The sequence below is a fragment of the Nocardiopsis sp. EMB25 genome (assembly GCF_026797795.1).
Classification (GTDB): domain Bacteria; phylum Actinomycetota; class Actinomycetes; order Streptosporangiales; family Streptosporangiaceae; genus Nocardiopsis; species Nocardiopsis lucentensis.
Genome location: NZ_JAMTDN010000001.1, coordinates 937,642 through 960,375 on the forward strand (window position 1 = coordinate 937,642; position 22,734 = coordinate 960,375).

A 22,734-nucleotide genomic window follows, 5' to 3' on the forward strand; every position below is an offset into this window, starting at 1 on the left:
TTAAGTGCCTTCTATACATTGGATACCTTATCCGGAAGGCTCGGGGACATGACAGAGCAGATGCGCGTCGTTCAGCAGCAGACACTGGGTGGCCCCGAGGTCCTGGAGGTCGCCCGAGTACCCGTCCCCGATCTGGGCGCCACCCGAATCCTGGTGCGCGTGCACGCCGCGGGGGTCAACCCCGTCGACTGGAAGCTCCGGCAGCACGGGTACTGGCTCACGCCGCCCTTCTCCCAGGGGTTCGACGTCTCGGGCGTGGTCGTGGCCGTCTCCCAGGGATCGAGTCGGTTCTCGGTCGGCGACGAGGTCTACGGGATGCCGAACTACCCGGACGTACCCGACGCCTACGCCGACTACGTGTCCGCCCCCGCTCGGCGCTTCGCGCGCAAACCCGACGGACTCGACCACGTCCAGGCCGCCGCCCTCCCACTGGCCGCGCTCACCGCCTGGCAGGCGCTGGTCGACACGGCCGGAGTGCGGGACGGTCAGCGCGTCCTGGTACACGCGGCCGCGGGCGGGGTGGGCCACCTGGCGGTGCAGATCGCCAAGGCCCGGGGCGCCCACGTCATCGGCACGGCCAGCGCGGCCAAACACGGGGTGCTGCGGGAACTGGGCGCCGACGAGCTCGTGGACTACACCTCCGTCGACTTCGCCGAGACGGTCGGCGACGTCGACGTCGTGCTCGACGCCATCGGCGGCGACTACCTGGACCGGTCGCTGCGCGTTCTCCGGCCGGACGGGGTGTACGTCGGCGTGTCCAACCCGCTCGACCAGGAGATCATCGTCGAGAGGGCCGCCGCCGCGGGCGTGCGCGGCGCCACCGTCTGCGTCGAACCCGACCACACCCAGCTGGAGGAGATCACCGCCCTCGTGGAGGCCGGGAAGCTGCGACCCGTCGTGAGCGGGACCTTTCCCCTGGAGGAGGCCGCCAAGGCGCACGAACACAGTCAGTCCGGACGCACCACGGGCAAGGTCGTCCTCACCCTGACCTGAGGTCGACCCCTGGCCCGACGGGTCCACGCCCGTGCACGCCCCGCGCGGACCGCCGTACCGGCGTCCGCGCGGGGCGTTCGCGCTCAGGTGTGCACGAGCGGCGTGTCCACCAGGTGTTCGGCGAGGAACCAGGCCTCGAGCTCGTTGGTGCGGATGACGTCGGAGACCAGTACGTCGTTGGTGCCGTCGTCCCCGTTCTCCTGGCACCGGGCCGCCGCGTCGTGGGCGTCCTCCAGGATGGTCTCGTGCGCCTCCAGCAGGCGGGACAGCATCGCCGGGACCTCCTCGACGCCGTTGGGCGGGCGCGGGACGTTGGTGATCTCGGCGACGTGCCGCGGGTCCCCGATGGCCACGCCGCCGAGGGTCTGGATGCGCTCGGCCACCGTGTCGATCAGCTCGGCCTGCTCGTCGGCGTGCTTGTCCATCAGAAGGTGCAGTTGGTAGAAGGTCTGTCCTCGCATCAACCAGTGGTGCTTCTTGTACAGCGCGTGCAGGATCTGCGTGTCCGCGAGTACCTGGTTGAGCCGCTGGCACGAGTACATGCGCGTGTTGTAGGACATGCCCACCGGGAGCTGGCGGACGGTGCCGTACTCCTGGATCTCGTTCCCCTTCTGGTGCAGCCACGGCTGGCTGCTCCGGGGTTTGGGCGTCGCACTCGCACGCTCTTGGGTGGTCACGGCTGGTTCCCCCTCCGGATCGGGTCGTTCGGAGCGCGCACGGACGCGCCCCGGGAGCCAGTCTCGGACACCGACCGTCGACGGAAGAGAAAGCACACACCATCCCCGGGCAAGGCTCACCGATTTTATGCCGGGGGTGCCTCGGTCCGGCGGGTCCGCGCGGTTGCCCCTGTTGTGGGAACGCTCTTTCCTCGCAGCGGCGGCCGGGGTGTCCTCTGCGTCTCCGAGAGCGGCGGCGCGGTGGCCGACCGCGTGGACACCGCCGACACCGGCGACATCGCCTGGAACAACAGTCAGGGCGACACCCGCTGGCTCCGTCGAGCCAGTGGACCCGGGGTTGCCGGAACGCCCTCCGTCGGCCCCGGGCCCGCGCGAGCGGCTGCCCCCACCGGGAGTTCCCTCCCAGCGACCTGCCCTGGGGCCGTCAGGGCGTGTCGAAGCGCACCGGGAGGGCGAACAGGCCGTGCATGATCATGCTCGGCCACCACCGCAGGTCCTCCTCGGGTGCGGCGAGCCGCAGTCCGGGCAGTCGGTCCAGGACCGCGTTCACCGCCACACGCGCCTCCATCCGGGCCAGCTGGGCGCCCACGCAGTAGTGCGCACCGTGTCCGAACCCCAGGTGCGACTCGCCCCGTTCGGGGTCGAAGACATCCGGGTCGTCGTAGCGCTCCGGATCCCGGCCCGCGGCCAGCAGCGACACCAGCACGGGTTCCCCCGCCTCCAGCGCGACGCCGCCGACGGTGGTGGCGGTCCGGGGGAAGCGCCAGGTGGCGTTCTGGAGAGGGCTCTCCAGCCGCAATGTCTCCTCGATGGCCGGGCCCACCAGGTCGCGGTCCCGGCGCAGCCGCTCCAGGTGCTCGGGGGCGCGCAGCAGGGACAGGAACAGGTTGCCGAGCAGCGCGACGGTCGTCTCGTGTCCGGCCACCAGCAGCAGGAACGCCGTGGAGGTGACCTCGTCCCGGGTGAGGCGGCCCGACCTGTGCGCCTCCACCAGGTCGCCGAGCAGGTCATCGGCGGGCTCGGCGAGGCGGGCGTCGACCAGGCGGCCCAGGTAGTCGTCGAACCAGTCCGTGGTGGTCCCGATCGCCGCGATCTCCTCGGGCGCGGAGGCGTCGATCACGGCGGCGCGGCGGTGGAACTCGGCCCGGTCCTCGGGCGGGACACCGAGGATGTCGCAGATGATCGCGATCGGCAGCGGGTAGGCCAGATCGCGTACCAGGTCCGGGTCGGACGAGGCCGCGATCCGGTCGAGGAGGCCGGCCGTCACCCGTTCGGCGCTCTCCACCAGGGTCCGGACCCGGCGCGGGGTGAAGGCGCCCCCGGCCACCTTGCGCAGGCGCGTGTGGTCGTCGCCGTCCACGTTGACCATGCTGCGCACGAGGCTGGGCCGGTGGTCGAAGGGCAACCCCATCCGGGCCCCGCGCCACACCTCGTTGCCCCGGGCGGGGTCTTTGAGCATGTCGGGATCGGCCAGGACGGCGCGGGCGTCCTCGTAGCGGGTCACCAGCCACGCCCAGGCGCCTCCGGGCAGCTCCATCCGGTGTACGGGGGAGTGTTCGCGCAACCAGCGGTAGGCGGGGTGCGGGTCGGCGTCGAACGCCGGGCCGTGCAGGGGAGGGGGAGCAGAGACGGACATGCCGTACCTTTCATGCCGTGGCGGGATCCTTCGGGTCCTACCCCGCGCCCCCGGCGGGCGAACCGCCCTCAGCGCGCGATCGCGCAGGCGGTCTCCAGGACGAACCGGGGCCAGGGGCGGTGGGGGTCGTGCCCGGTCAGCTCGCGCACCCGGCGCAGCCGGTAGCGGAGGGTCTGGGGATGGACGTGCAGGGTGTCGGCCGCCGTGGTGGCCGCGCCCTCGCGAAAGTAGACCCGCAACGTCTGGAGCAGGTGCCGGTGCGCGTCCGACAGCAGCGGCCCCAGCACCGCGCCGCGGAGGGCCTCAGGAGTGACCGGTCCGCCGTTGAGCAGCGCCAGGACACACGCGTCGGCCTCGCCCAGCAGCCCGTTCCCGCCGAACGCGTGCGGGGGCGCGGTCTCCACGGCGTCGTCGGCCAGACGGTAGGCGGCCGTCATGTCGGTGAGGGCTCGCGGGGCCAGCACGCAGGCCCGCCAGGGGCGGTCCCCGAGGGCCGCGGTCACACGGTCGACGGCCTCGGGGGACACCAGCAGCACCACCCGGCCGGACCGGGTGGTCGTCAGCGCGTCGGCGCGACCGACCTCGTCCAACAGGTCCATGCCCGCCGAGGCCGCACCGCCCCGCTGCGGGTGCCCCTCCTCCGGGCCAGGTTCGGCCACCACCAGTACGCCCGGGTCGGGCGGGGAGATGCCGAGGGTGCGGGCCCGGTCCCGGATCGCGCCGAGGGAGGCCTGGCGGCCGATCAGGAGGTCATCGAGGAAGACCCGGCGCGCCCGCTCCACGTCCGCGTCCAGGTGGCGGGCCGCCTCGGTGTGGCCCGCCAACAGGTGCTCGGAGATCTGGTCGAGCGAGGTCAGCCACAGTTCGCTCAGGGCGAACACGTCCGCGGCGCTCACCCGGTCACCGGCCAGTTCCGAGAGCAGGCGCACCGCCGCGGCCGACCCCACCCGGTGCGCCCGGACCACCGCCCCGATGGAGCGGCCGTCGGCCGCCCGCGCCCTGCCGATGCCGCGCAACCGCTCCAGGTCCTCCTCCGGGAGGCGCACCGCACCGTCCACCCACAGCTCCAGCGAACGGGTCACCAGCCACGCGACGATGGCGCGGACCTCGGCGAGCTGTGACCCGTGCAGCCCCCGGTAGGCGGGCACCTCCGCGTACACCGCGTCGACGATCCGGCCGACCAGGTACGCGCGGTCCCTGGACAGTTCGGCGCTGACGTCGGCGCGCTGCTCACGGCCCATCGGCCCACCTCCGCTTCGGGATCGACCAGGGTAGCGGTCCGACGCGGGTCCGACGGTAAAAAGCCCGTGGTCCAGCGGGGCGGCACCCGGGAAAGCCGTGGCGGCGTGGCAGTATGCGGTCAGGGCAGGCCCGACGGGGGAAGGGGAGAGATGACGGTTCCCGACGTTACTCTGAGTAACGGTGTGCGCATGCCGCAGCTGGGTTTCGGTGTGTGGCAGGTGTCCGACGACGCGGTGGTGGACGCCGTGGCGACCGCCCTGGAGACGGGGTACCGCAGCATCGACACGGCCGCGGCGTACGGCAACGAGCGGGGGGTCGGGGAGGCGCTGAGCCGGGCGGAGCTCGACCGCGACGACGTGTTCGTCACCTCCAAGCTGGCCAACCCGGAACAGGGCTACGACCACACCCTGCGGGCCTTCGACGCCAGTCTGGAACGCCTGCGCCTGGAGACCCTGGACCTGTACCTCATCCACTGGCCGCTGCCCAGGCGGGACCTGTACGTGTCCACGTGGAAGGCGCTGGAACGGCTGTACGCCGACGGGCGGGTCCGCGCCATCGGGGTGTGCAACTTCCAGGTGGAGCACCTGGAGCGGGTCATGGAGGAGGGCGGTATCACGCCCATGGTCAACCAGATCGAGCTGCACCCGCTGCTCGTCCAGCGGTCGATGCGCGAATTCGACGCCAAGCACAACATCGTCACCGAGGCGTGGAGCCCCCTCGGCCAGGGCAAGCTCCTCGACCACCCGACGGTGACCGCGGTCGCCGACGAACTGGACCGCACCCCGGCTCAGGTGCTGCTGCGCTGGCACATCCAACTGGGCAACGTCGTCATCCCCAAGTCGGTGACCCCCGAGCGGATCCGCTCCAACTTCACGATCTTCGACTTCGAGCTCTCCGAGGCGGACATGGACCGCATCAGCGGGCTCGACACGGGCAGCCGGTTCGGCCCCGACCCCGACGAGTTCGACGGCGAGTAGGCGTTCGGACCCGGACCGGGTGTCCGGGACCGCTACGCCCCGTGCAGCTCGCGACGCTTGCGCGCACCGGCCAGGACGGCGTCGGTGCCCTTGCGCCGGACCCGGTCGACGTAGACGGCACCCCCGATGAAGATCGCGGCGATCAGCGCCAGGGCGGCTACGAGGGCGGCGGCGGACAGCAGGAAAGTGATCGACATGCGCTCATCGTAGCCGCACGTCCGACGGTGTCCCCGGGAGGGGTGGCCGCGGTCGTGTCGGACCGGCCGCGGTGGGTGGGACGTGAACCTTGAGGGGACGCCGATGGACCGGACACCGCACCAGATCGTCAATCCGCTGTCTCTGGCCGAACCGGTGGGCTTCTCCCACGCCCTCCTGGTCACCCCCGGCCGTACCGTCCACGTGGGCGGGCAGACCGCGCGCCGTCCGGACGGAGGGGTGGTCGGCGACACGGTGGTGCAGCAGTTCGACCAGGCGCTGGCCAACATGGTCGAGGCCCTGCGCTCGGCCGGGGCCGAGCCCGCTCACGTGGTCAACATGTGTGTGTACACCACGGCCGTGCCCGCCTACCGGGTCAACCTGCCCACCCTGGGCTCGGTCTACCGTCGCCATATGGGGCGCTACTACCCGCCGATGGCCGTGGTGGGCGTGACCGGACTGCTGGACGCCGATGCCCTCGTGGAGTTGGTGTGCACCGCCGTGATCCCCCGGGGCGAGGACACCGACCTGCTGGAGGCGGCCGAGGCGCGGGAGTTGGTCGAGGAGGTCGAGGACAGCCTGGAGGTGAACCCCTTCGTCGTGCCCGACCGCGCCTAGCGGGTGGACCGGGAGACGTGCTCCGGGGCCGGGCCGCCGACGGGACGGCGACCTCCTCCGGGACCTCTCAGGGGTGTCTCCGTGAGGTAACCACACCGGTGGGTATACTCGCGATGCAGAGTGACCCGAGCCACGGAGCCGAAGGAGTACCCCCATGACCGTGACCGCGACCAAGCCGCTCACCCCCGCGGCGCGCAGGATCCTCGCCGTCGCGAGCGAGCTGTTCTACTCACGCGGGATCAACACGGTCGGCATGGAGCTGGTCGCGGAACGGGCCAGCGTGACCAAGAAGACCATCTACGACCGGTTCGGTTCCAAACGGGAGCTCGTCGTCGCCTATCTGCGCGCCCGTGACGAGCGCTGGCGCGCCTACCTCACCGATTACCTGACCGGGGCGCACACGCCGCACGCCCGCGTCATCGCCACGTTCGACGCCCTGCACTCGTGGATGGGCAGGGAGAACCCGCGCGGTTGCGCGATGGTCAACGCCTACACCGAGCTGGCCGACCCCGAGCACCCCGGTAGGGCGGTGGCCGAGGGACAGAAGCGCTGGCTACGCGATCTGCTCACCGGGTTCGTCGCGCAGGCGGGAGCGGACGACCCCGCCGCGCTCGCCGAGTCCCTCGCCATGCTGCACGAGGGAGCGGTCGTGGCGCGCAGCGTCCTCGGCGAGACCAACGCGGCCCTGACGGCGCGCGCCGCCGCGGAGACCCTCATGAGCGCCCACGGGATCGCCGGAGACGTCCCCCGGCAGAACGGTCAGAGGTAGCCGAGGCGGGACAGCTCGACGGCGGCGACCTCGTTGACGTCCCCGTGCTCGTCGCGGGAGAGCCGGTCGCGCCACCGGCCCACGTTCCAGGCGCGCGTGTCCATCAGCTCAGTGGCCGACACGCGCGCGCCGGTGAACGCGCGCAGCCGCCGCGCGGTCGCCACCTCCCCGCCCCGGACGTCCTCGTAGCGCACCGTCATGAGCTGGTCCTCGCCGATCGCCTGGCGCAGCCGCGCGTGCATCCGCACGGCGCCCCGCCAGCGCATCGCGCACTTGACCGCGTCGGAACCGTCCCGGAACGCCTCCAGGTCCGACTCCTCCTCCAACCCGAAGAAGTCGTTGGGAAACTCGTGGTCGGCCGACATCAGACCGGGCTTGAGCCAGGCGAGGGCGCGCTCGTCGTCGAGCATGCCCGCGACGACGTCCCGGCCGTCCCTGATGACCTGCACGAACAGGGCGTCGGGAAAGGCCACGTGCAGGGCCTTCGCGCAGAACAGCAGGTCGGGGCTGGCATCGCCGTACCGCTGGGCGTCGGCACTGTGCTCACAGGGCTCGGCCGAGGCGTTGGCGGGCACGCGCGCGTACGGGCCGGGGCACCGGGGGCAGGTCAGGGGGGTGAGCTGCCACGCCTCGGCGTAGGCCTCGCGCAGCAGGCTCGCCGTTCCCGACACCTTCTCCTGGGCGAGGGAGGGCCGTCGGGCGACGGCGTGGACGGCGTTGAGCACCCCGGAGGACCCCGCTCCGATGTGGAATCCCGGGGCACGCGCGAGGGCGAGGGCGATCTCGGGGACACCGGAGTGGGGCGCGCCCAGAACGAACACGGGGCGCCGCACCGTGGTCCGGTTGACCACGAGGATGTAGGACGGCTGCTTCATGGCTGTGTCGATTTTCGCACCCTTCGCCCGCATCGTGTGCATCGGCAGGGTATTCCACCTGTGCGTCCCACACGTTCCTCGAGGCTACGGAGTTCTGGTGCCCATCGTGGAGCCCCGAGGGCAACGCCGGAGGCAAGAAGTCTCAACGTCGCTGCAACAATGGAGTATGGCCTCCACCACCACCGACACCACACCGCTGGCCGATCCCGAGGGGTTCGAGCAGGCCGCCGACCTGCTGGCCGCCGCCTCGCGCGTCACCGTGCTCACGGGTGCGGGCGTGTCCACGGACTCGGGCATCCCCGACTATCGGGGCCCGAACGGCCTGTGGACCAAGGATCCGGCCGCGGAGGCCATGGCCGACTTCGACAGCTACATGGGCGATGTCGACGTGCGCCGGCAGGTGTGGCTGCGGCGCCGGGCGCACCGGATCTGGGAGGCCGAGCCCAACGCCGCGCACCGGGCCTTCGCCGCGCTGGAGGCCACCGGCAGGCTCCGGGCGCTCATCACCCAGAACATCGACGGACTGCACCAGAGCGGCGGGATGCCCGCCGACCGGGTCATCGAGGTGCACGGGACCATGCTGTGGGTCGTGTGCATGAGCTGCGGCCTGCGCACCCCGAGCCCGGACGTCCTGGCGCGGCTGGACGAGGAGTCCGACCCCCGGTGCCTGGAGTGCGGCGGCATCCAGAAGTCGGACACGATCTCCTTCGGGCAGCGGCTGGACCCGGAGGTCGTCGAGGCGGCGGCCCGGGCCGCCCGCGAGTGCGACGTGTTCCTGGCGGTGGGTACCTCCCTGACCGTGCACCCGGTGGCCGGGCTGTGCGACGTGGCGATGATGGCCAGGGCCGGTCTCGTCGTCGTCAACGCCGAGCCGACCCCCTACGACGACTTCGCCAGCGCCGTCCTGCGCGACCCCATCGGCACGGTCATCCCCGCTCTCGTGCGCCGTGTCGTGGAGGCTGCGCGGAGTTGAGGCCGACCTCGTCCGCCGGGATCCGCTGAGGGGTGTTCTGCCCCGGGCCGTCGCTCCCTCCGGGCGGCGGCTGCTCGGCGCGCCGGGCAGCCCGTTTCGCCCCGTCGCCCCCGTGCTTGTTCTTGGCGACCTTGCGTTCCTTCCTGGGGCGCTTCGGCTCCTGTGGGCTGGTCTCGGGCTTCGGCCCGGCGGTGTCGGCGGTCCCGCCGACTTCGGCGGGATTCGCGTCCTCGACCAGCGCGCGGACCCTGGCCAGATCCGTGTCGGACACGTGGGGAGCCAGGGCCCGCAGGACCGGCTCCACCGACTCCGCGCACAGCCGGGGACCGGTCACGACGGACCGCACACCGTTGAGGAAGTCGTTCAGGACGCGCGGCAGGACCATGTGCAGGTCGGAGTCGCCGGGCGTGTGGGCCAGGTCCTCCACCGCCTGGGTGAGCACCAGCAGTTCGCGACGGCCCAGGGCGTTCGTGAGCAGCAGCCGTCGGTAGGTGGTGAGGCGTTTGCCGGGGTCGACCGTCGCGGGTTCGAAGCGCAGCCGCATGACCTCGTGCATCTCGGACCAGGGACCCTCGTCGTCCGGCCCCCGGAACCAGGTGCCGAGGTCGGTCGAGACGTGTCGCAGGTACGGCAGCGACCCGAGCGTGAACCGCGCCGCCGTGCCGTTGACCCGCATCGCCGCCGACCGCAGGAGGCGCGACGTGACCGAGTCGAAGGGCACGGTGACGCCGTAGGGGTCGACGACGTCGACACGGAAGTCTTCGCCCACCCGCAGCTCGAACCCCACGCACTCGCCCACGTCCACGGGGGAGCCGTCCTCCACGCCGATCACCGTGCGCACCCCCTCCTCGCCCCAGCCGTCGAGGTGGCGTACCCGCAGGGTCGACAGGATGCTGAACCACTCCGCGCCGGGCAGGGTCCGCCACAGGGTGGTGCTGTGTTGCAGGGCCTGGTCGGGTTCGGCTGCGTCGGGGAACAACTCGCGGGCGTCCACGGGGTCCTCGCGCACGAGACACAGCAGGATGACCAGGTTGCTGGTGTAGTTGGCCTCGCGCTGGGTCAGCGGAAGCCGCACGGGCTCGTACTCGGTGTGGGAGCGGTTGGGGGCAGGGAAGGGGGCCTCCTGGAACAGCTCGACGAGGAGTGCCCCGTACTCGGCGCGCAGCTCCGGGTCCTCGGCCAGGCGGTGTTCGACCAGTTCCCGGAGGAAGTCCACGACCCGGTCGCGGCCCCCGTAGCTGGCGAAGGACGACAGGGCGTACAGCTCCCCGTCGTCGGGGCGCGCGCCCCGGCCCCGACGGCGGGAGGAGCGTGCCCGTGACTCCGCCGCCTCCTCCAACGCGGCGACCACCGCCCGGGCCACCAGGTACTCGCCGAACGTCGAGTGCAGGAACTCGAACACGCTCGCCCGACCTTCCGCGGCCCTGGCCCGTGACTCGTGGACGAAGAAGAACCGCCCCAGCACCTGGGCGGCCGGGGCGATCGCGCCGTGCAGGTCGGTGTCGGAGGGGCGAACGGCCGCGTCCGGCATGAGCACGGCCAGGTCCCGGTCCAGCTCGGCGGCGCTCACGCTCTGCCTGCGGCGGGTGAACATCGCCAGGGCGGCGACCTCCAGCCGCCGGAGTTCGTCCTCCACGGCCTCCTCGAAGTCCTCCGGGCTCAGCCCGGACCGGTGCTTGTCCACCTCACGGCGCGCGAACATCCGCAGCAGGCGTTCGTACAGCTCCGTGTTGGACAGGGCCTTGGAGGCGTGCTGGAGCGCGTTGCCGTCGGCGTCGTAGATGAGCAGCATCAGCAGCAGCAACGGCTGCTCGGCCAACTCGCGGTACCGGGTCAGGGTCTTCGGGGCGAGCGGTTCCAGGCCGGACTCGGTGAGGGAACGGGCGTTGGCGCGGTTCCACACGTCCAGCATCCGGACGATCCGCGCGTCGTCGAACGGTTCCAGGCGCATCACCACGGTGCCGTTGGGGAAGCGGGCGCGGTCGGCCACCACGGTGCGGCTGGTGACGATCACCGCCACCGGCTGACCCATCGCCTCCTGCTGGTGCTGGAACTCCTGGACCCGCTCCAGGTAGTCGGAGCGGTCCACACCGGTCGCCTGGAGGAGTTCGTCGAACCCGTCGAGGATCACCACGGGCAGCGCACCGTCGGCGGAGTCGGCCAGCTCCCGCCAGGACACCCGGGTGTGCAACGTGGCGGCCAGGCCCTCCTCGATCTGCACGTGGATGGGTGCGTTGGGTTGGACCGAGCGCAGCTCCACCCGGACCGGGAGGAAGTCGGAGGCGGGCAGGCGGGCCGCGAGCATCTCGGTGAACTTGGACTTGCCCGAACCGGGGTGGCCCAGAATGACGGTGGGGAACCCGGTCGCGAAGGGATGGACGAGGTGGGCGGCGATGACTGGTTGGAGGTCGTCGATCACCGGCAGCCGTTCCCACCACTCCTCGCCGGAGGGGTTGCCGCTGTGTACCGCGCGCGCCGCCCGGGCGCGCGGCGCGATGTAGGCGTCCTCCAGCGAGGGCAGGACGAGGCCGGGCGGAGCGTCGTCCGAACGCAGCACGGGCTGGCGCAGGACCGCCTGGTACCCGGCGGCGAGCTCCCGGCGCCGCGTGTCCACGTCCCGGTGGGAGCCGATCTCCTCCAACCGCCGCCGCAGGTCGCTCAGCCCCGTGCCGAGGGTCGCGCGGGTGCGGTCGTGTTCGTGGAGGTGCGCCCACATCCCGAACTCGGGGACCTCGGCGGACAGGCGTCGGTAGGACTCCGCGTACCGCTGGGCGGCGCGCTCGGGAACGAGCTCGCGCAACTGTTCGACCAGGGGGTGGGCCTCGGAGGTGACGCCGTGTTCCTCGGCGACGGTCAGCGCGGTCAGCGCGGTCGTGAAGTCCTTGATGAGGAGGTCCGAGGAGACGAGGGGCGCCGGACCCGTGTCCAGGGACAGCGAGGGGACGGCCGATTCACGTCCGAGGGCGCGGTTCATCAGCTCGGCCTGCTCGGCCTTGGTGATCTTCAGGTCGGCGAGGGTGAAGGGGGCGTCCAGCTCCTCCAGGGACTCCTCCAGCGCCTCGAAGAAGGACACCACCGTCAGGATCTGGTGCGCCGCCTCGATCCGCTCCGTCCGCGACATCCGACTCCGCCCCCGGAGCTTGTCGCCGATGCCCTCGATCGCCTGACGCCCCCGGCTCACCAGTTCGCCGCGCAGACCGAACAGGTCCGGTACCCCCACCAGCCCCAGGCCGCCGTCGGTCAGCTTCTCCGCCAGGTCCAGGACCTGCGAGTCGTTCTCGCCGAGCACCTTCAGGGCGTCGGAGTAGGTGAGCTGTCTGGCCAAGGGGGTACCGCCTCTCTCACTGTGGGAGGACACGACCGGACCCGGTGCCGTGCCGGTCACCGGGTCCGCAGGTCAGTGGGGGTCGAGGGTGGGGGCGTTCTCGTTCTCGCGATCGTGTGACGCCTTAGGGCAGCTGCCAGTTCACCGGCTCGGCGCCCTGCTCCCGGAGCATCTCGTTGGTCCGGCTGAACGGCTTGGAGCCGAAGAAGCCGTTGCGGGCCGACAGCGGGCTCGGGTGAGCGGACTCCACGCACGGCACGCCCGGCATCATCGGCCGAAGGTTGCGCGCGTCCCGGCCCCACAGGATGGCCACCAGCGGCTTGCCTCGCTCGGCCAGCGCCCGGATGGCCTGTTCGGTCACGGCCTCCCAGCCCTTGCCGCGGTGCGACCCGGCCTTGCCCGGCGCGACCGTGAGCACCCTGTTGAGCAGCAGCACGCCCTGCTCGGTCCACGGCGTGAGGTCGCCGTTGGACGGCATGGGAGTCCCGACGTCCTCCTGCATCTCCTTGTAGATGTTGCGCAGACTCGCGGGCAGACGCACGTCCGGGGCCACGGAGAAGCTCAACCCCACCGGGTTGCCCGGAGTGGGGTAGGGGTCCTGGCCGACGATGAGCACGCGCACGTCGTCGAACGGCTGCTGGAAGGCGCGCAGGACGTGTTCCCCGGCGGGGAGGTAGGTCCGGCCCTCCGCGACCTCCTGGCGCAGGAAGTCACCCATCGCGGCGATCTGCGGAGCGACCGGCTCCAGGGCCTTCGCCCAACCGCTGTCCATGATTTCGTTCAGATCCCTACTCGGCATGGCCAGAACACTAGCGGCAGACAGCGACAACCACGGCCGCTTCGGGCGATTCGGAGCCCGCCCCGGGGGCGGTCCCCGACGAACGGTCAAGGGGGCCGGGATGGTTGACCACATCCGGCCACGAGGTGCTCACACAGCGATACGGGCGATAACTTGGGGTCGTTGTCGCCACACCGGGAGCACGGGGCTCCACAGGGACTAGCGGCATCACGAGGTGAATCACACGTGCGCGTCCGCCGCCTGGGGCTGCACGTCCCCGAACCCGCGGATCCACAGCCGTTCCGGCAGCACCCGCCCTTCCCGCGCGGCGTGCCCCCCTCCGTCTAGGAGCCCGACACCGGACACGCGTCGCCGTCCGTGACGCCGTTCTCCGGTGCCCGCTCCCGAATCCACCGCGCATTCCCTCTCCACGCCGTCGAGGCATTCCGGCCACCCCCCTTGTTCGGCGGCGTGCGGCCACGGGAACCCCGTGTCCGTGTGCGCGGTGTCCCCAGCACGGCCCGTCCGCCATCGCGGGCCGGCCGTCGCGCCCTGAGCACGTCGCCCCGCGCCCACGTTCGCGTTCGCGGCGTCGTGCCCCTCGCCATGGTCACCACCGGCCGAAAGCGCGAAAGCAGGAGGCGCCACCATGGGACCCGCCGTCCCCACGATCACCGTGGCCGAATTCGAGGCCATTCCCTTCACCGTCAACTGCTCCGTCGTCTATGACGAGGGAGAACACCTCCTCGTCGGGGCGAGCCCGGGAAACGGGTACTTCACCCGCGACCGCGTCGCCGCGCTCCTCACCTGGGCACGGCGCCGGTTCGACTCGGTCGACGTCGTCTACGCCGACCGGGAGGTCGACACGATGCTCGTCGCCCTCGGGTACTCCCCGGATCGGGCGCGCCGACGCGCCAACAAGGACATCCGCGCCCTTCACAGACGCATCCTCCAGGGGATCGAGCTCTCCGGCTCCGACGCGCGCTGCACGGCCCTCTCGGAGTTCGAGGGCGATCCCACCTACGTGTCCCTGCGCTCCGACGTCGAGAGGGCCATGCTGGACGACCCGGAGTTCACGGGGGTCTGCGAACGCACGATCCGACGATTCCTCCTTCCCCGACGCGGCGGCACGGAACCCACCGCGGAGCAGGTGGACGCGGGAATGCGTTATCTGGCCCGCGAGCTGCCGTTCTTCCTCGATACTCCGGCCATTCTCGGTGTCGGTTCCTCGGTGAGTTGCTACCACGTCGAAATGCCGCTGACCGAACTCCTCCTCACCCGGGAGCACGGCCTGCGCGCCGTCGCGTCCCAGGCCTACGCCACCGTCCGACCGTTGCCCGACCAGGGAGTCCGCTGATGACCATCGACCTCACCTTCCCTCTGTCCCGGGACGGGAGGACCGTGCCCGTGGAGTGCTCATGGCTGTGCGAGCACCGGCCCGTCGCCCGGGTCCGCACGATGACCGGGGACCCCGCCTGGCTCGTGAGCACCCACGCGCTGGCCACCGCCGTGTTGGAGGACGAGCGGTTCAGCCTCAAGGAGACCTCGCGGCCCGGGGTGCCGCGACAGTACGCGCTGACCATCCCGCCCGAGGTCGTCGACAACATGGGCAACATCAACAGCGCCGGGCTCAGGAGCGCGGTGATGCGGTCCCTGCGACCCACCGAGACGCTGGTCGGATGGATGCTCGCCGAGGCGCACGCGCTCATCAACGCCCTCGTCAGCCAGGGGCCGCCCGCGGATCTGCGTGACGGCTTCACCGAACCCTTCTCCGCGGCCCTGCACTGCAAGATCGTCGGTGTGCCCGTCGGGGACTGGCGGAGGCTGATGCAGGGTATCGACGTCGCGTTCCTGACCAGCCCGTCTCCATTCGAGGGCGCCGGGGCCAACTGGAACAAGGACCACGGCTACATGCTCGACCGGCTGCGCTCCGGCCCCCGGTCCGGGCTGCTCGGCGGGTTCGCCGAACTGCGCGCCACCGGGGACGTCGACGACGAGCTGCTGGCCACGGTCGCCGTCTCGCTGTTCGGCGCCGGCGCGGTGAGCACCTCGGCCTTCCTCCTTCACGCGATCCTCGCCCTCGCCGAGCGCCCCGAACTGGTCCGGCGCCTGCACGAGGAGCCCGGGGACGTGCCGCGGGCCGTGGACGAACTCATGCGCTACAACCTGTCCATCGGTGACGCCCTGCCCCGGATCGCCACCGAGGACGTGTGGCTCGACGACACCCTGGTCCGGACGGGCGAGCTCGTGCTCGTCCTGGTGGAGGGCGCCAACCACGACCCGGCCGTGTTCGACCGTCCGGAAGTGATCGACATCGACCGGGAGAAGAACCCGCACCTGGCCTTCGGCGGCGGGCGGCACTACTGCCCGGCGTCCGCGCTGGGCCGCGCCCACGCCGAGGCCGCGCTGACGGCACTGGTCGCCCGGCTGCCGGAGCTGCGGTTGGCGGTGCCCGCCGAGCAGCTGGCCTGGCGTCCCGGGTTCATCAAACGACTGCCCGAACGGCTGCCGGTCCTGTGGTGACGCGGCGGCGCTGAGGCCACCGGCGCCCGCTGCGGCGCCGGTGCGCGGCCCAGCCCCCGTGGTCGTGGACGGACCGCCGGACGGCGTGGACCATGGGGGCTCGGGGGGCTACCCCTGGGCGCGGGCCTCCCACTGGGCCAGGTGGGACCGGACGCGGTCGGTCGCGGGGTGCTGGTCGCCGTGCACCCGCGCGTGGTCGGTCAGCAGCGCGCGGTAGCGCCGTACGGCCTCGGCCGGCTGACCGGAGTGGCCCAGGTAGGCGGCGTGGTAGTGGCGGGCGCGCAGGGTCGTGGGGTCGTCCTCGCCCAGGACGCGGACCAGGTCCGGCAGCAGCGCCTCCAGCAGCCGCACCGACCGCCGCGGCTCGCCCGCCTCGCCGACCTCGAAGGCCAGGTACAGGCGCGTGGTGAGGACCCGGTCGGAGTCCGCGCCGTGGACCGCCACCAGGTCCGGGACCAGGTCGCCGTGCACCCGCGCGGCCAGCCCGTGGTTCCCGGCGCGGCCCGCGTTGGTCGCCAGCTGGTAGCGCGTGGTCAGGGTCTCCGGGTGCTGGGAGCCGTAGGCCCGCATCAGATCGGTGAGCAGCGCGTCCAACCGGGCGACGGCGCTGCGGGGGTCGCCCGCCTTGCCCGTCAGGTAGGCCTCCTGGCGGCGGGCGCGCAGAGTGTCGGGGTGGTCCGGGCCGAACGCCTCCGCCAGTCGCGGCAGGAGGACGCGCAGGTCCTCAGCGGCCTCGGCGACGTGCCCGGCGGAGGCCCGGTCCCGGGCGGCCTCCACCCGTGACTGGAGGCCGCCGATGCCCGTCACCTGGGACGGGGGCCGCGTGTACGCCCGGGTGGGCGGGGCCTGCGTGTACGCCTTGGTGGGGACCAGCGGCCGCCGGCCCGGGGCCGACTCCGGGCGCGAGGGCCGATCGGGGACGGGCGGGAGGAAGGCGCCCAACCGCTCCCTCACCTCCTCCGCGGACGAGGGCCGGGTACCGGGCCGCTTGGCCAGCATCGACGCCACCAGTTCCGACAGCTCCGCCGGAACCTCCGGGCGCGTCTCGACGACGGGGGGCGGCTCGTCCACCACGTGCATGCGCAGGACGGTGAGGGGGTTGGAGTGCTGGAACGGCGGTCTCCCGGCCAGCAGCTGGTACAGGATCGCGCCGAGTGAGTACAGATCACTGGCGTGGTCCACCCGCGCGCCGCTGATCTGCTCGGGCGACATGTACAGCGGTGTGCCGATCACCTGGCCGCTGCGGGTGAGACGGCGGCTGGCCTCGGCGGCCGTCACCGAGGCGATCCCGAAGTCCAGCACCTTGACCGTGCCGTCCGAGGTGCCCTTCTCGACCACCATGAGGTTGCCCGGCTTCACGTCCCGGTGCACGATCCCGGCCGCGTGCGCGGCCCCCAGGCCTGCGGCCGCCTGGGCGGTCAGACCCGCCGCCCGGGCGATCGGCATCGGGCCGCCCTCCCTCAGCACGGCGGTCAGCGACCTGCCCGCGACCAGCTCCATCACCGCGTACACCGCGCCGTCTCCGGAGTCGTCACCGAAGTCGTGCAGGATGACCACGTTGGGGTGGCCCGCCAGCCGGGCGGTCAGCCGTGCCTCGCGGTGGAACCGGGCCACCACCTCGTCGGTGTCGACCCGCCCCGGCCGGATCAGCTTCACGGCCACGGTGCGGTCCAGTCGGTCGTCGACCGCCCGCCAGACCTCGCCCATACCGCCCTGGCCCAGCCGGGTGAGCAGGCGGTAGCGGCCTCCCAGCACCCGTTCCTCGGCCACCGCGGTCCCTTCCGTCCGTTTCCCGTGTCCGACAGCGGCCACCTCGGGTCCGGGACGGCGCACAGGGCATGAGTGTTCGGCGGTCCACGTTACTGTGGTCCCCGTGCCTGTGGGCATCCCGAATCCCCCGTACCCCCCGTGTGGAATGAGTGGCGGAGTAGTGAGCCTCAATCTCTACGTTGGTCCTGACTCACAGCCGGACAAGTATCGCCTGGTCCGATCGGTGGGGCGTGGCGGGGAAGCCACGCTCTACCTGGCGGAGGTCACCCTCGCGGGGCAGACGGAGCCCGTCGTGGTCAAGGTCCTCAACTCCGAGGTCACGGCGAACGAGGAGCAGTTCGCCGAACTGAGCGCCAAGTGGGGTGAACAGGCCGAACTCCTGCGCTTCATCAACCGCCTGGGCGTGGTGGGCGTGCGCGAGCACTTCGAGGGCGCCCCCGAGCACCCCGCCGACGGCGCCGCCGAGTCCACCGACCGGGCCCTGTACCTGGTGATGAACTACGTGGAGGGCGTCGACCTGCGCGACTGGCGGGCGGAGCACGCCGTCGAGGGGCCGCGCGGGCAGCGCGAGGTACTGCGCTACCTGGAGCAGATCGCCCTGGTGCTCGACGTGCTGCACTCGGGGCGCGCCACCCCCTCCAAGCGCGTGGTCGTGCACGGAGACCTGTCCCCGGGCAACATCATGATCAGCGACGAGGGCCAGGCCACCCTGGTCGACTTCGGCCTGAGCCGGATCGCGGCCCGCCACATGACCGCGCGGCCCTGGTTCACGCCCGGCTACGCCGCCCCGGAGATCTTCAACGGCGAGTACTCGGCGGCCACCGACCGGTACGCGTTCGGCGCCATCGCGTTCTTCGCCCTCACCGGGGAGGACCCGCCGCCCTCGCCGGAGCAGCTGCGCGACCGCTTCGGCGCGTTGCCACTGGTCGCCGCGGCCGGGGAGCGCCAGCGCGTGCTCGTCATGTCCATGTTCTCCGCCGAACCGGGGGAGCGGCCCGAGGCCTCGGACTGGATCCGCGCCCTGCGCTCCCTGGCCACCTCCGTGCCCTGGACGGGACCGGTCGCCGAGCCCGGTGACGCCGTGTTCGCGGCGGCGGTGGCGGAGGCCCCGGCCGAGCCCGCCGGTCCGGAGGGCGGGGAGGCGCCGCCGGAGCCCGCCGTGCCCGCGGCGGCCCCGCCCAGCGGGGAACGCGTCTCCGGTCCGCCGCCCGAGAGCGGCCCCGTGGCGGACCGGCCCGGCGCCGAACCGCCCGCTCCCGACACCCGGGCCGAGACGCCGTCCGGCGCTTCGGACATGGCCCCGCGCCCCGTCGGCGGGATGCGCGGGCGACCGCAGGCGGAGCAGGACCCCGCCGCCTCGGGGCCGGTCGCCGCCGCGCCGCCCGCTCCCACGGGTGGTCCGGTCGGTGGTACACCCTCCGGCCCCGCGGCCCACCCCGGGCACCCGGCCGGACCGCCTCCCGGGGGTCCGATGCCGCCCCAGTCGCGTCCGGTCTCCGGTCCCCAGCCGTCGCGTCCCGTGCCGCCCCCTCCGGGCCGGGCCCCGGGCGGCCCGACCCACCACGGCCCCGCGATGACCGGCCCCCAGCCCGTGTGGAGCGGCCCCGCCGCCCCGCCGCCGACCGGCGCCTTCTCCCAGCCGGTCGCCGCGGCCGCCGAGGCCGGGGTCCCGCCCAAGCGCAGGTCGCGTAAGCCCCTGTTCGTGGGGTTCGCCATCTTCGGCGTGGTGTGCCTCGTCGGGGGAGCGGCGGGGACCTACTGGGTGATGGACCGCGTCGTCCCCGTCGTCGCCGCCGACGGCACCGGGAGCGCGGCCGACCAGGCTCTCGACGAGCCTTCCGAGGACACGACGGCCCCGGCCGAGCCGACCGCGGCCGACCCCGCGGAGGCAGGCGACGAGCCGACGGCGGGCCCCGGCACCGACATGACCGCCGACCCCTCTCCCGCGGAGTCGGGCGCCCCCGACGACACGGAGCCGGGAACCACCCTGCTCACCCAGCTCGATCCGGTCGACCAGGACGGCAGGTGGACTCACGACGTGGGTCGCGCCGAGATGAACGCGCGGGTGTACAGTCGTGCGCTCGTCTCCCCGGAGGTGTGCGGGGGCGACTACGCCGACTGCAATGGATGGGTGGACTACAACCTCAGCCGCGCCTACACGTCGTTCACCACGACCATCGGCGTGGACGACACCTCCAGCGCCTCCGAGACCGTGACCTTCACCGTCTACGCCGACGACGAGTCGCTCATCTCCGAGACCGTCCGGTTGGGGGAGACGATCGACCTCGACGTCGACGTCACCGACGTGCTGCGCCTCCGGTTGGAGGTCGAGTCCAGCGACGACGGTATCTACCCGGTCTGGGCGGAGCCCGCGCTGACCAGCTGACCGCAGGCGCGCCGTCCCCGAGCGTCGCCGCCCGGGGACGGTGGGACGGGCGTCGGTCCGGGCCTACTCCGCGCGCCAGCCGCCCTGGCGGTCGGCGAGGTTGAGCGCGGTGGTCACCAGCGGCACGTGGCTGAACGCCTGCGGGAAGTTGCCGACCTGGCGCCCGGCGTTGGGGTCCCACTCCTCGGCGAGCAGCCCCAGGTCGTTGCGCAGCGACAGCAGCCGTTCGAACAGCTCCTTGGCCTCCTCCTGGCGGCCGATGGACAACAGGGCGTTGGCCATCCAGAAGCTGCACGCCAGGAAGGCGCCCTCGTCACCGGGCAGCTTGTCGGCGGAGGTCTCCAGGTCGGTGCGGTACCGCAGCACGAAACCGTCGACCATGAGGTCCTTGCGGATCGCCTCGATGGTGCCGACCACGCGCGGGTCGTCGTAGGGCAGGAAGCCCACCTCGGGGATGAGCAGGAGCGCCGCGTCCAGCTCCTTGCTGCCGTAGTACTGGGTGAAGGTGTTGCGGTGCGGATCGTAGCCGTACTCGCACACCTCGGCGTGGATGGTGTCGCGCAGGGACCGCCACCGTTCGATGGGGCCCTCCTTGCCGAACTCCTCGATGCTGCGCACCGCGCGGTCGGCCGCCACCCAGGCCATGACCTTGGAGTGGACGAAGTGCTGGCGCGGGCCGCGCACCTCCCACAGGCCCTCGTCGGGCTCGTCCCAGCACCACTCCAGGTAGTTCACCAGGGAGCGCTGGAGCCCCCACAGGTAGTCACCGCCGCGGATGTTGGACCGGCGGGCCAGGTGCAGCACGTCCATGACCTCGCCGTACACGTCGAGCTGGTACTGGCCGACCGCGGCGTTGCCGATCCGCACCGGCCGCGAGGCCTCGTACCCCGGCAGCCAGTCGGCCTCCCACTCGGTCAGCCGCCGCTCTCCGCGGATGCCGTACATGATCTGCATGAGCTGCGGTTCACCGGCGACGGCCCGGACCAGCCACTCGCGCCAGGCGAAGGCCTCCTCCTTGTACCCGGAGCGGATCAGCGCCTCCAGGGTGATGGTCGCGTCCCGCAGCCAGCAGTACCGGTAGTCCCAGTTGCGGACCCCGCCGATCTCCTCGGGCAGCGAGGTGGTGGGCGCGGCCACGATGCCGCCCGTGGGCCGGTAGGTGAGGGCCTTGAGCACGATGAGGGAGCGCACGACCGCCTCGCGGTAGGGGCCGTCGTAGGTGCACTGGTCGACCCACTTGTCCCAGAACCGCTCGGTCCGCGACAGCGCCTTCTCCGCGTCCAGGTGGTCGGACTCCTCCACCTGCGAGGGGTGCCAGGTCATCACGAAGGGCACGCGCTGACCCGCGGTGACGGTGAAGGACGCGTCGTGCGTGAAGTTGTGGCCCTGGAGGGCGACGGGTGCGCTCAGCCAGATGGCGTCGGGTCCGGCGATGGCGACCAGTTCGGTTCCGGCGCGGTGCATCCACGGCACCACGTGGCCGTAGTCGAACCGGATCCGCATGGTGGTCTCCATCCGGACCGATCCGCTGATCCCCTCGACGATGCGCACGATGTGCGGTGCTCCGCCGCGCGGCGGCATGAAGTCGATGACCCGCACGCTCCCGGTGTCGGTGTCCCACTCCGACTCCAGGATCAGCGTCTCCCCCCGGTAGCGGCGCCGGGTGGCGTTGGGTTCGCCGTCGACGGGCCGGAGTGCCCAGCTGCCGTTCTGGTCGTCGCCCAGGAGGGCGGCGAAACAGGCGGAGGAGTCGAAGTCCGGCAGACACGCCCAGTCGATGGAGCCGTCCCGCCCGACCAGCGCGGCGGTCTGCATGTCGCCGATCAGTGCGTAGTCCTCAATCCAGCCGGGCACGCGGCTCACCCCCAACACGTCGTCATGGTTTGTGCGGTTGGCGCGAGAACCCGTGTGGGGACGGGGGCGCGCCGCTCCTTCGCGGTCGCACCACGCACATCCGTGTACGCGCCCCGTCGGGGGTCTCCGGCCCGCCCCGGCACCGGACGTGGTCCAGGGCCGGGAAGGGGCGCCGTCCGAGTCATCGGCTCACCTCCCCGGCCCTTGCTTGCCTCCCGTATACCCGGTTATGTGCCCAGGTGAGGGCAGGCTAAAGAGGCGGACCGAAGGAAGGGGCCGAACCCGTCTTCCTGTCGTTCACCGCGGTCCCCATCTTCCCCTCTTCCTGGGGTGCGCGCTACCCGCAATTGCACGTGCATTTGAGCGAGCAGGGTGTTATGTAGCGAATTGCGGAGTTTTCGACTACAGAAGTTATGACGCGGTGATCAATCGCGAATGACGGTCGGGCTAACGGTGAGGTGGCGCCTGAACCGACGGCTCTCGGTCCGGTACACGCATCACCGGCAGGAACGCCTGGGCCAGCGGACCGATCGCCAGAGCGTACACGACCGTTCCCACCCCCAGCGTTCCGCCGAGCAGGGTGCCGGTGATCACCACCACCACCTCGATCGCCGTCCGAGCCAGCCGCACCGACCACCCGCGTTCGGCGAGTCCGGTCATCAGACCGTCACGCGGGCCCGGGCCGAGGCGGGCGCCGATGTAGCACCCGGTGGCCACACCGCACACCAGCACGCCCAGGAGCAGCGCTCCCACCCGAAGGGGCAGGGAGCCGGGGGAGGGGAGCAGCCACAGGAACAGATCCACCGTCGTGCCGACGACGACCACGTTGCTCAGGGTCCCCAGACCGGGACGCTGCCGCAGCGGAATCCACAGCAGCATCAGCGCCGCGCCGACGAGCACGCTCCACGTGCCGATCGACAGCCCCGTCCGCCGGGCCAACCCCTGGTGCAGCACGTCCCAGGGCATCGCGCCCAGTTCGGCCCGGACCAGCAGGGCGCCGCTGAGCCCGTACAGCGCCAAGCCGAGGTAGAGCTGGACCAGGCGCCGTGCCCGCGGTCGGGGCACGATCCGGGCGAGCCGGTCCCGCGCCTTGGCGGGTGGTGGTCCCTGGTCGAAGGGGTGGGGACGATCGGCCACGCGGGT

18 protein-coding genes are annotated in these 22,734 nt (G+C 72.1%); 8 read left to right on the forward strand and 10 right to left on the reverse strand.

Going from position 1 to position 22,734, the window contains the following annotated elements:
* The first annotated feature begins 48 nt into the window (after positions 1-48).
* Complete coding sequence (locus tag KIK06_RS04090; protein ID WP_268641957.1) at positions 49-993, forward strand: NADP-dependent oxidoreductase; 945 nt, start codon at positions 49-51, stop codon at positions 991-993.
* Between the two features lie 83 nt (positions 994-1,076).
* On the opposite strand, the gene KIK06_RS04095 is transcribed toward KIK06_RS04090, so the two are convergent.
* The 3 genes from KIK06_RS04095 to KIK06_RS04105 form a co-directional block, all read right to left on the reverse strand.
* Positions 1,077-1,670: a Dps family protein gene (locus KIK06_RS04095; protein ID WP_017597266.1), complete on the reverse strand. Its 594-nt coding sequence runs from the start codon at positions 1,668-1,670 to the stop codon at positions 1,077-1,079.
* A gap of 424 nt (positions 1,671-2,094) precedes the next feature.
* Entirely contained in the window at positions 2,095-3,306 is a 1,212-nt protein-coding gene (locus tag KIK06_RS04100) for a cytochrome P450 family protein (RefSeq protein WP_268641960.1), read from the reverse strand.
* 68 nt (positions 3,307-3,374) lie between these two features.
* Positions 3,375-4,547, reverse strand: coding sequence for a PucR family transcriptional regulator (locus KIK06_RS04105; protein WP_268641961.1), 1,173 nt, complete (start codon positions 4,545-4,547; stop codon positions 3,375-3,377).
* A gap of 150 nt (positions 4,548-4,697) precedes the next feature.
* Between KIK06_RS04105 and KIK06_RS04110 the strand changes: the two genes are divergently transcribed.
* Entirely contained in the window at positions 4,698-5,525 is an 828-nt protein-coding gene (locus tag KIK06_RS04110) for an aldo/keto reductase (protein ID WP_268641962.1), read from the forward strand.
* 32 nt (positions 5,526-5,557) lie between these two features.
* On the opposite strand, the gene KIK06_RS04115 is transcribed toward KIK06_RS04110, so the two are convergent.
* Positions 5,558-5,722, reverse strand: a complete 165-nt coding sequence (locus KIK06_RS04115; RefSeq protein ID WP_017597271.1) for a hypothetical protein — start codon at positions 5,720-5,722, stop codon at positions 5,558-5,560.
* Between the two features lie 103 nt (positions 5,723-5,825).
* Here KIK06_RS04115 and KIK06_RS04120 point away from each other — a divergent pair, with 103 nt between their 5' ends.
* Complete coding sequence (locus KIK06_RS04120) at positions 5,826-6,338, forward strand: RidA family protein (protein WP_017597272.1); 513 nt, start codon at positions 5,826-5,828, stop codon at positions 6,336-6,338.
* Between the two features lie 154 nt (positions 6,339-6,492).
* Entirely contained in the window at positions 6,493-7,107 is a 615-nt protein-coding gene (locus tag KIK06_RS04125; RefSeq protein WP_017597274.1) for a TetR/AcrR family transcriptional regulator, read from the forward strand.
* On the opposite strand, the gene KIK06_RS04130 is transcribed toward KIK06_RS04125, so the two are convergent.
* The gene (locus KIK06_RS04130) at positions 7,098-7,982 is read right to left on the reverse strand and encodes a sulfotransferase family protein (RefSeq protein WP_026127354.1); all 885 of its coding nucleotides are present in this window, start codon (positions 7,980-7,982) and stop codon (positions 7,098-7,100) included. The two genes, KIK06_RS04125 and KIK06_RS04130, sit on opposite strands and share 10 nt — an antisense overlap.
* A 166-nt stretch (positions 7,983-8,148) precedes the next feature.
* Here KIK06_RS04130 and KIK06_RS04135 point away from each other — a divergent pair, with 166 nt between their 5' ends.
* Positions 8,149-8,955, forward strand: a complete 807-nt coding sequence (locus KIK06_RS04135) for an SIR2 family NAD-dependent protein deacylase (protein WP_017597276.1) — start codon at positions 8,149-8,151, stop codon at positions 8,953-8,955.
* Here KIK06_RS04135 and KIK06_RS04140 read toward each other — a convergent pair.
* Both KIK06_RS04140 and KIK06_RS04145 read right to left on the reverse strand, forming a co-directional pair.
* Complete coding sequence (locus tag KIK06_RS04140; protein ID WP_268641963.1) at positions 8,909-12,280, reverse strand: NACHT domain-containing protein; 3,372 nt, start codon at positions 12,278-12,280, stop codon at positions 8,909-8,911. The genes KIK06_RS04135 and KIK06_RS04140 overlap by 47 nt on opposite strands.
* A gap of 124 nt (positions 12,281-12,404) precedes the next feature.
* Positions 12,405-13,079, reverse strand: coding sequence for a uracil-DNA glycosylase (locus tag KIK06_RS04145; protein ID WP_026127355.1), 675 nt, complete (start codon positions 13,077-13,079; stop codon positions 12,405-12,407).
* A 628-nt stretch (positions 13,080-13,707) separates the two neighbouring features.
* Between KIK06_RS04145 and KIK06_RS04150 the strand changes: the two genes are divergently transcribed.
* Entirely contained in the window at positions 13,708-14,415 is a 708-nt protein-coding gene (locus KIK06_RS04150; RefSeq protein WP_268641964.1) for a tRNA-dependent cyclodipeptide synthase, read from the forward strand.
* Positions 14,415-15,581 (forward strand): cytochrome P450, encoded by a 1,167-nt coding sequence (locus KIK06_RS04155; protein ID WP_268641965.1) that lies wholly within the window; start codon positions 14,415-14,417, stop codon positions 15,579-15,581. Before KIK06_RS04150 ends, KIK06_RS04155 begins: the two co-directional genes overlap by 1 nt.
* A 108-nt stretch (positions 15,582-15,689) precedes the next feature.
* On the opposite strand, the gene KIK06_RS04160 is transcribed toward KIK06_RS04155, so the two are convergent.
* A complete protein-coding gene (locus tag KIK06_RS04160; protein ID WP_268641966.1) occupies positions 15,690-17,351 on the reverse strand; it encodes a serine/threonine-protein kinase in 1,662 nt (553 codons plus the stop codon).
* Between the two features lie 145 nt (positions 17,352-17,496).
* Between KIK06_RS04160 and KIK06_RS04165 the strand changes: the two genes are divergently transcribed.
* Positions 17,497-19,737, forward strand: a complete 2,241-nt coding sequence (locus KIK06_RS04165; RefSeq protein WP_268641968.1) for a protein kinase domain-containing protein — start codon at positions 17,497-17,499, stop codon at positions 19,735-19,737.
* A 63-nt stretch (positions 19,738-19,800) separates the two neighbouring features.
* Here KIK06_RS04165 and KIK06_RS04170 read toward each other — a convergent pair whose 3' ends face one another.
* Positions 19,801-21,606, reverse strand: a complete 1,806-nt coding sequence (locus KIK06_RS04170; protein WP_268645842.1) for a glycoside hydrolase family 15 protein — start codon at positions 21,604-21,606, stop codon at positions 19,801-19,803.
* Between the two features lie 432 nt (positions 21,607-22,038).
* Positions 22,039-22,728: a membrane protein YczE gene (yczE, locus tag KIK06_RS04175; RefSeq protein WP_442789736.1), complete on the reverse strand. Its 690-nt coding sequence runs from the start codon at positions 22,726-22,728 to the stop codon at positions 22,039-22,041.
* Positions 22,729-22,734: the final 6 nt, after the last annotated feature.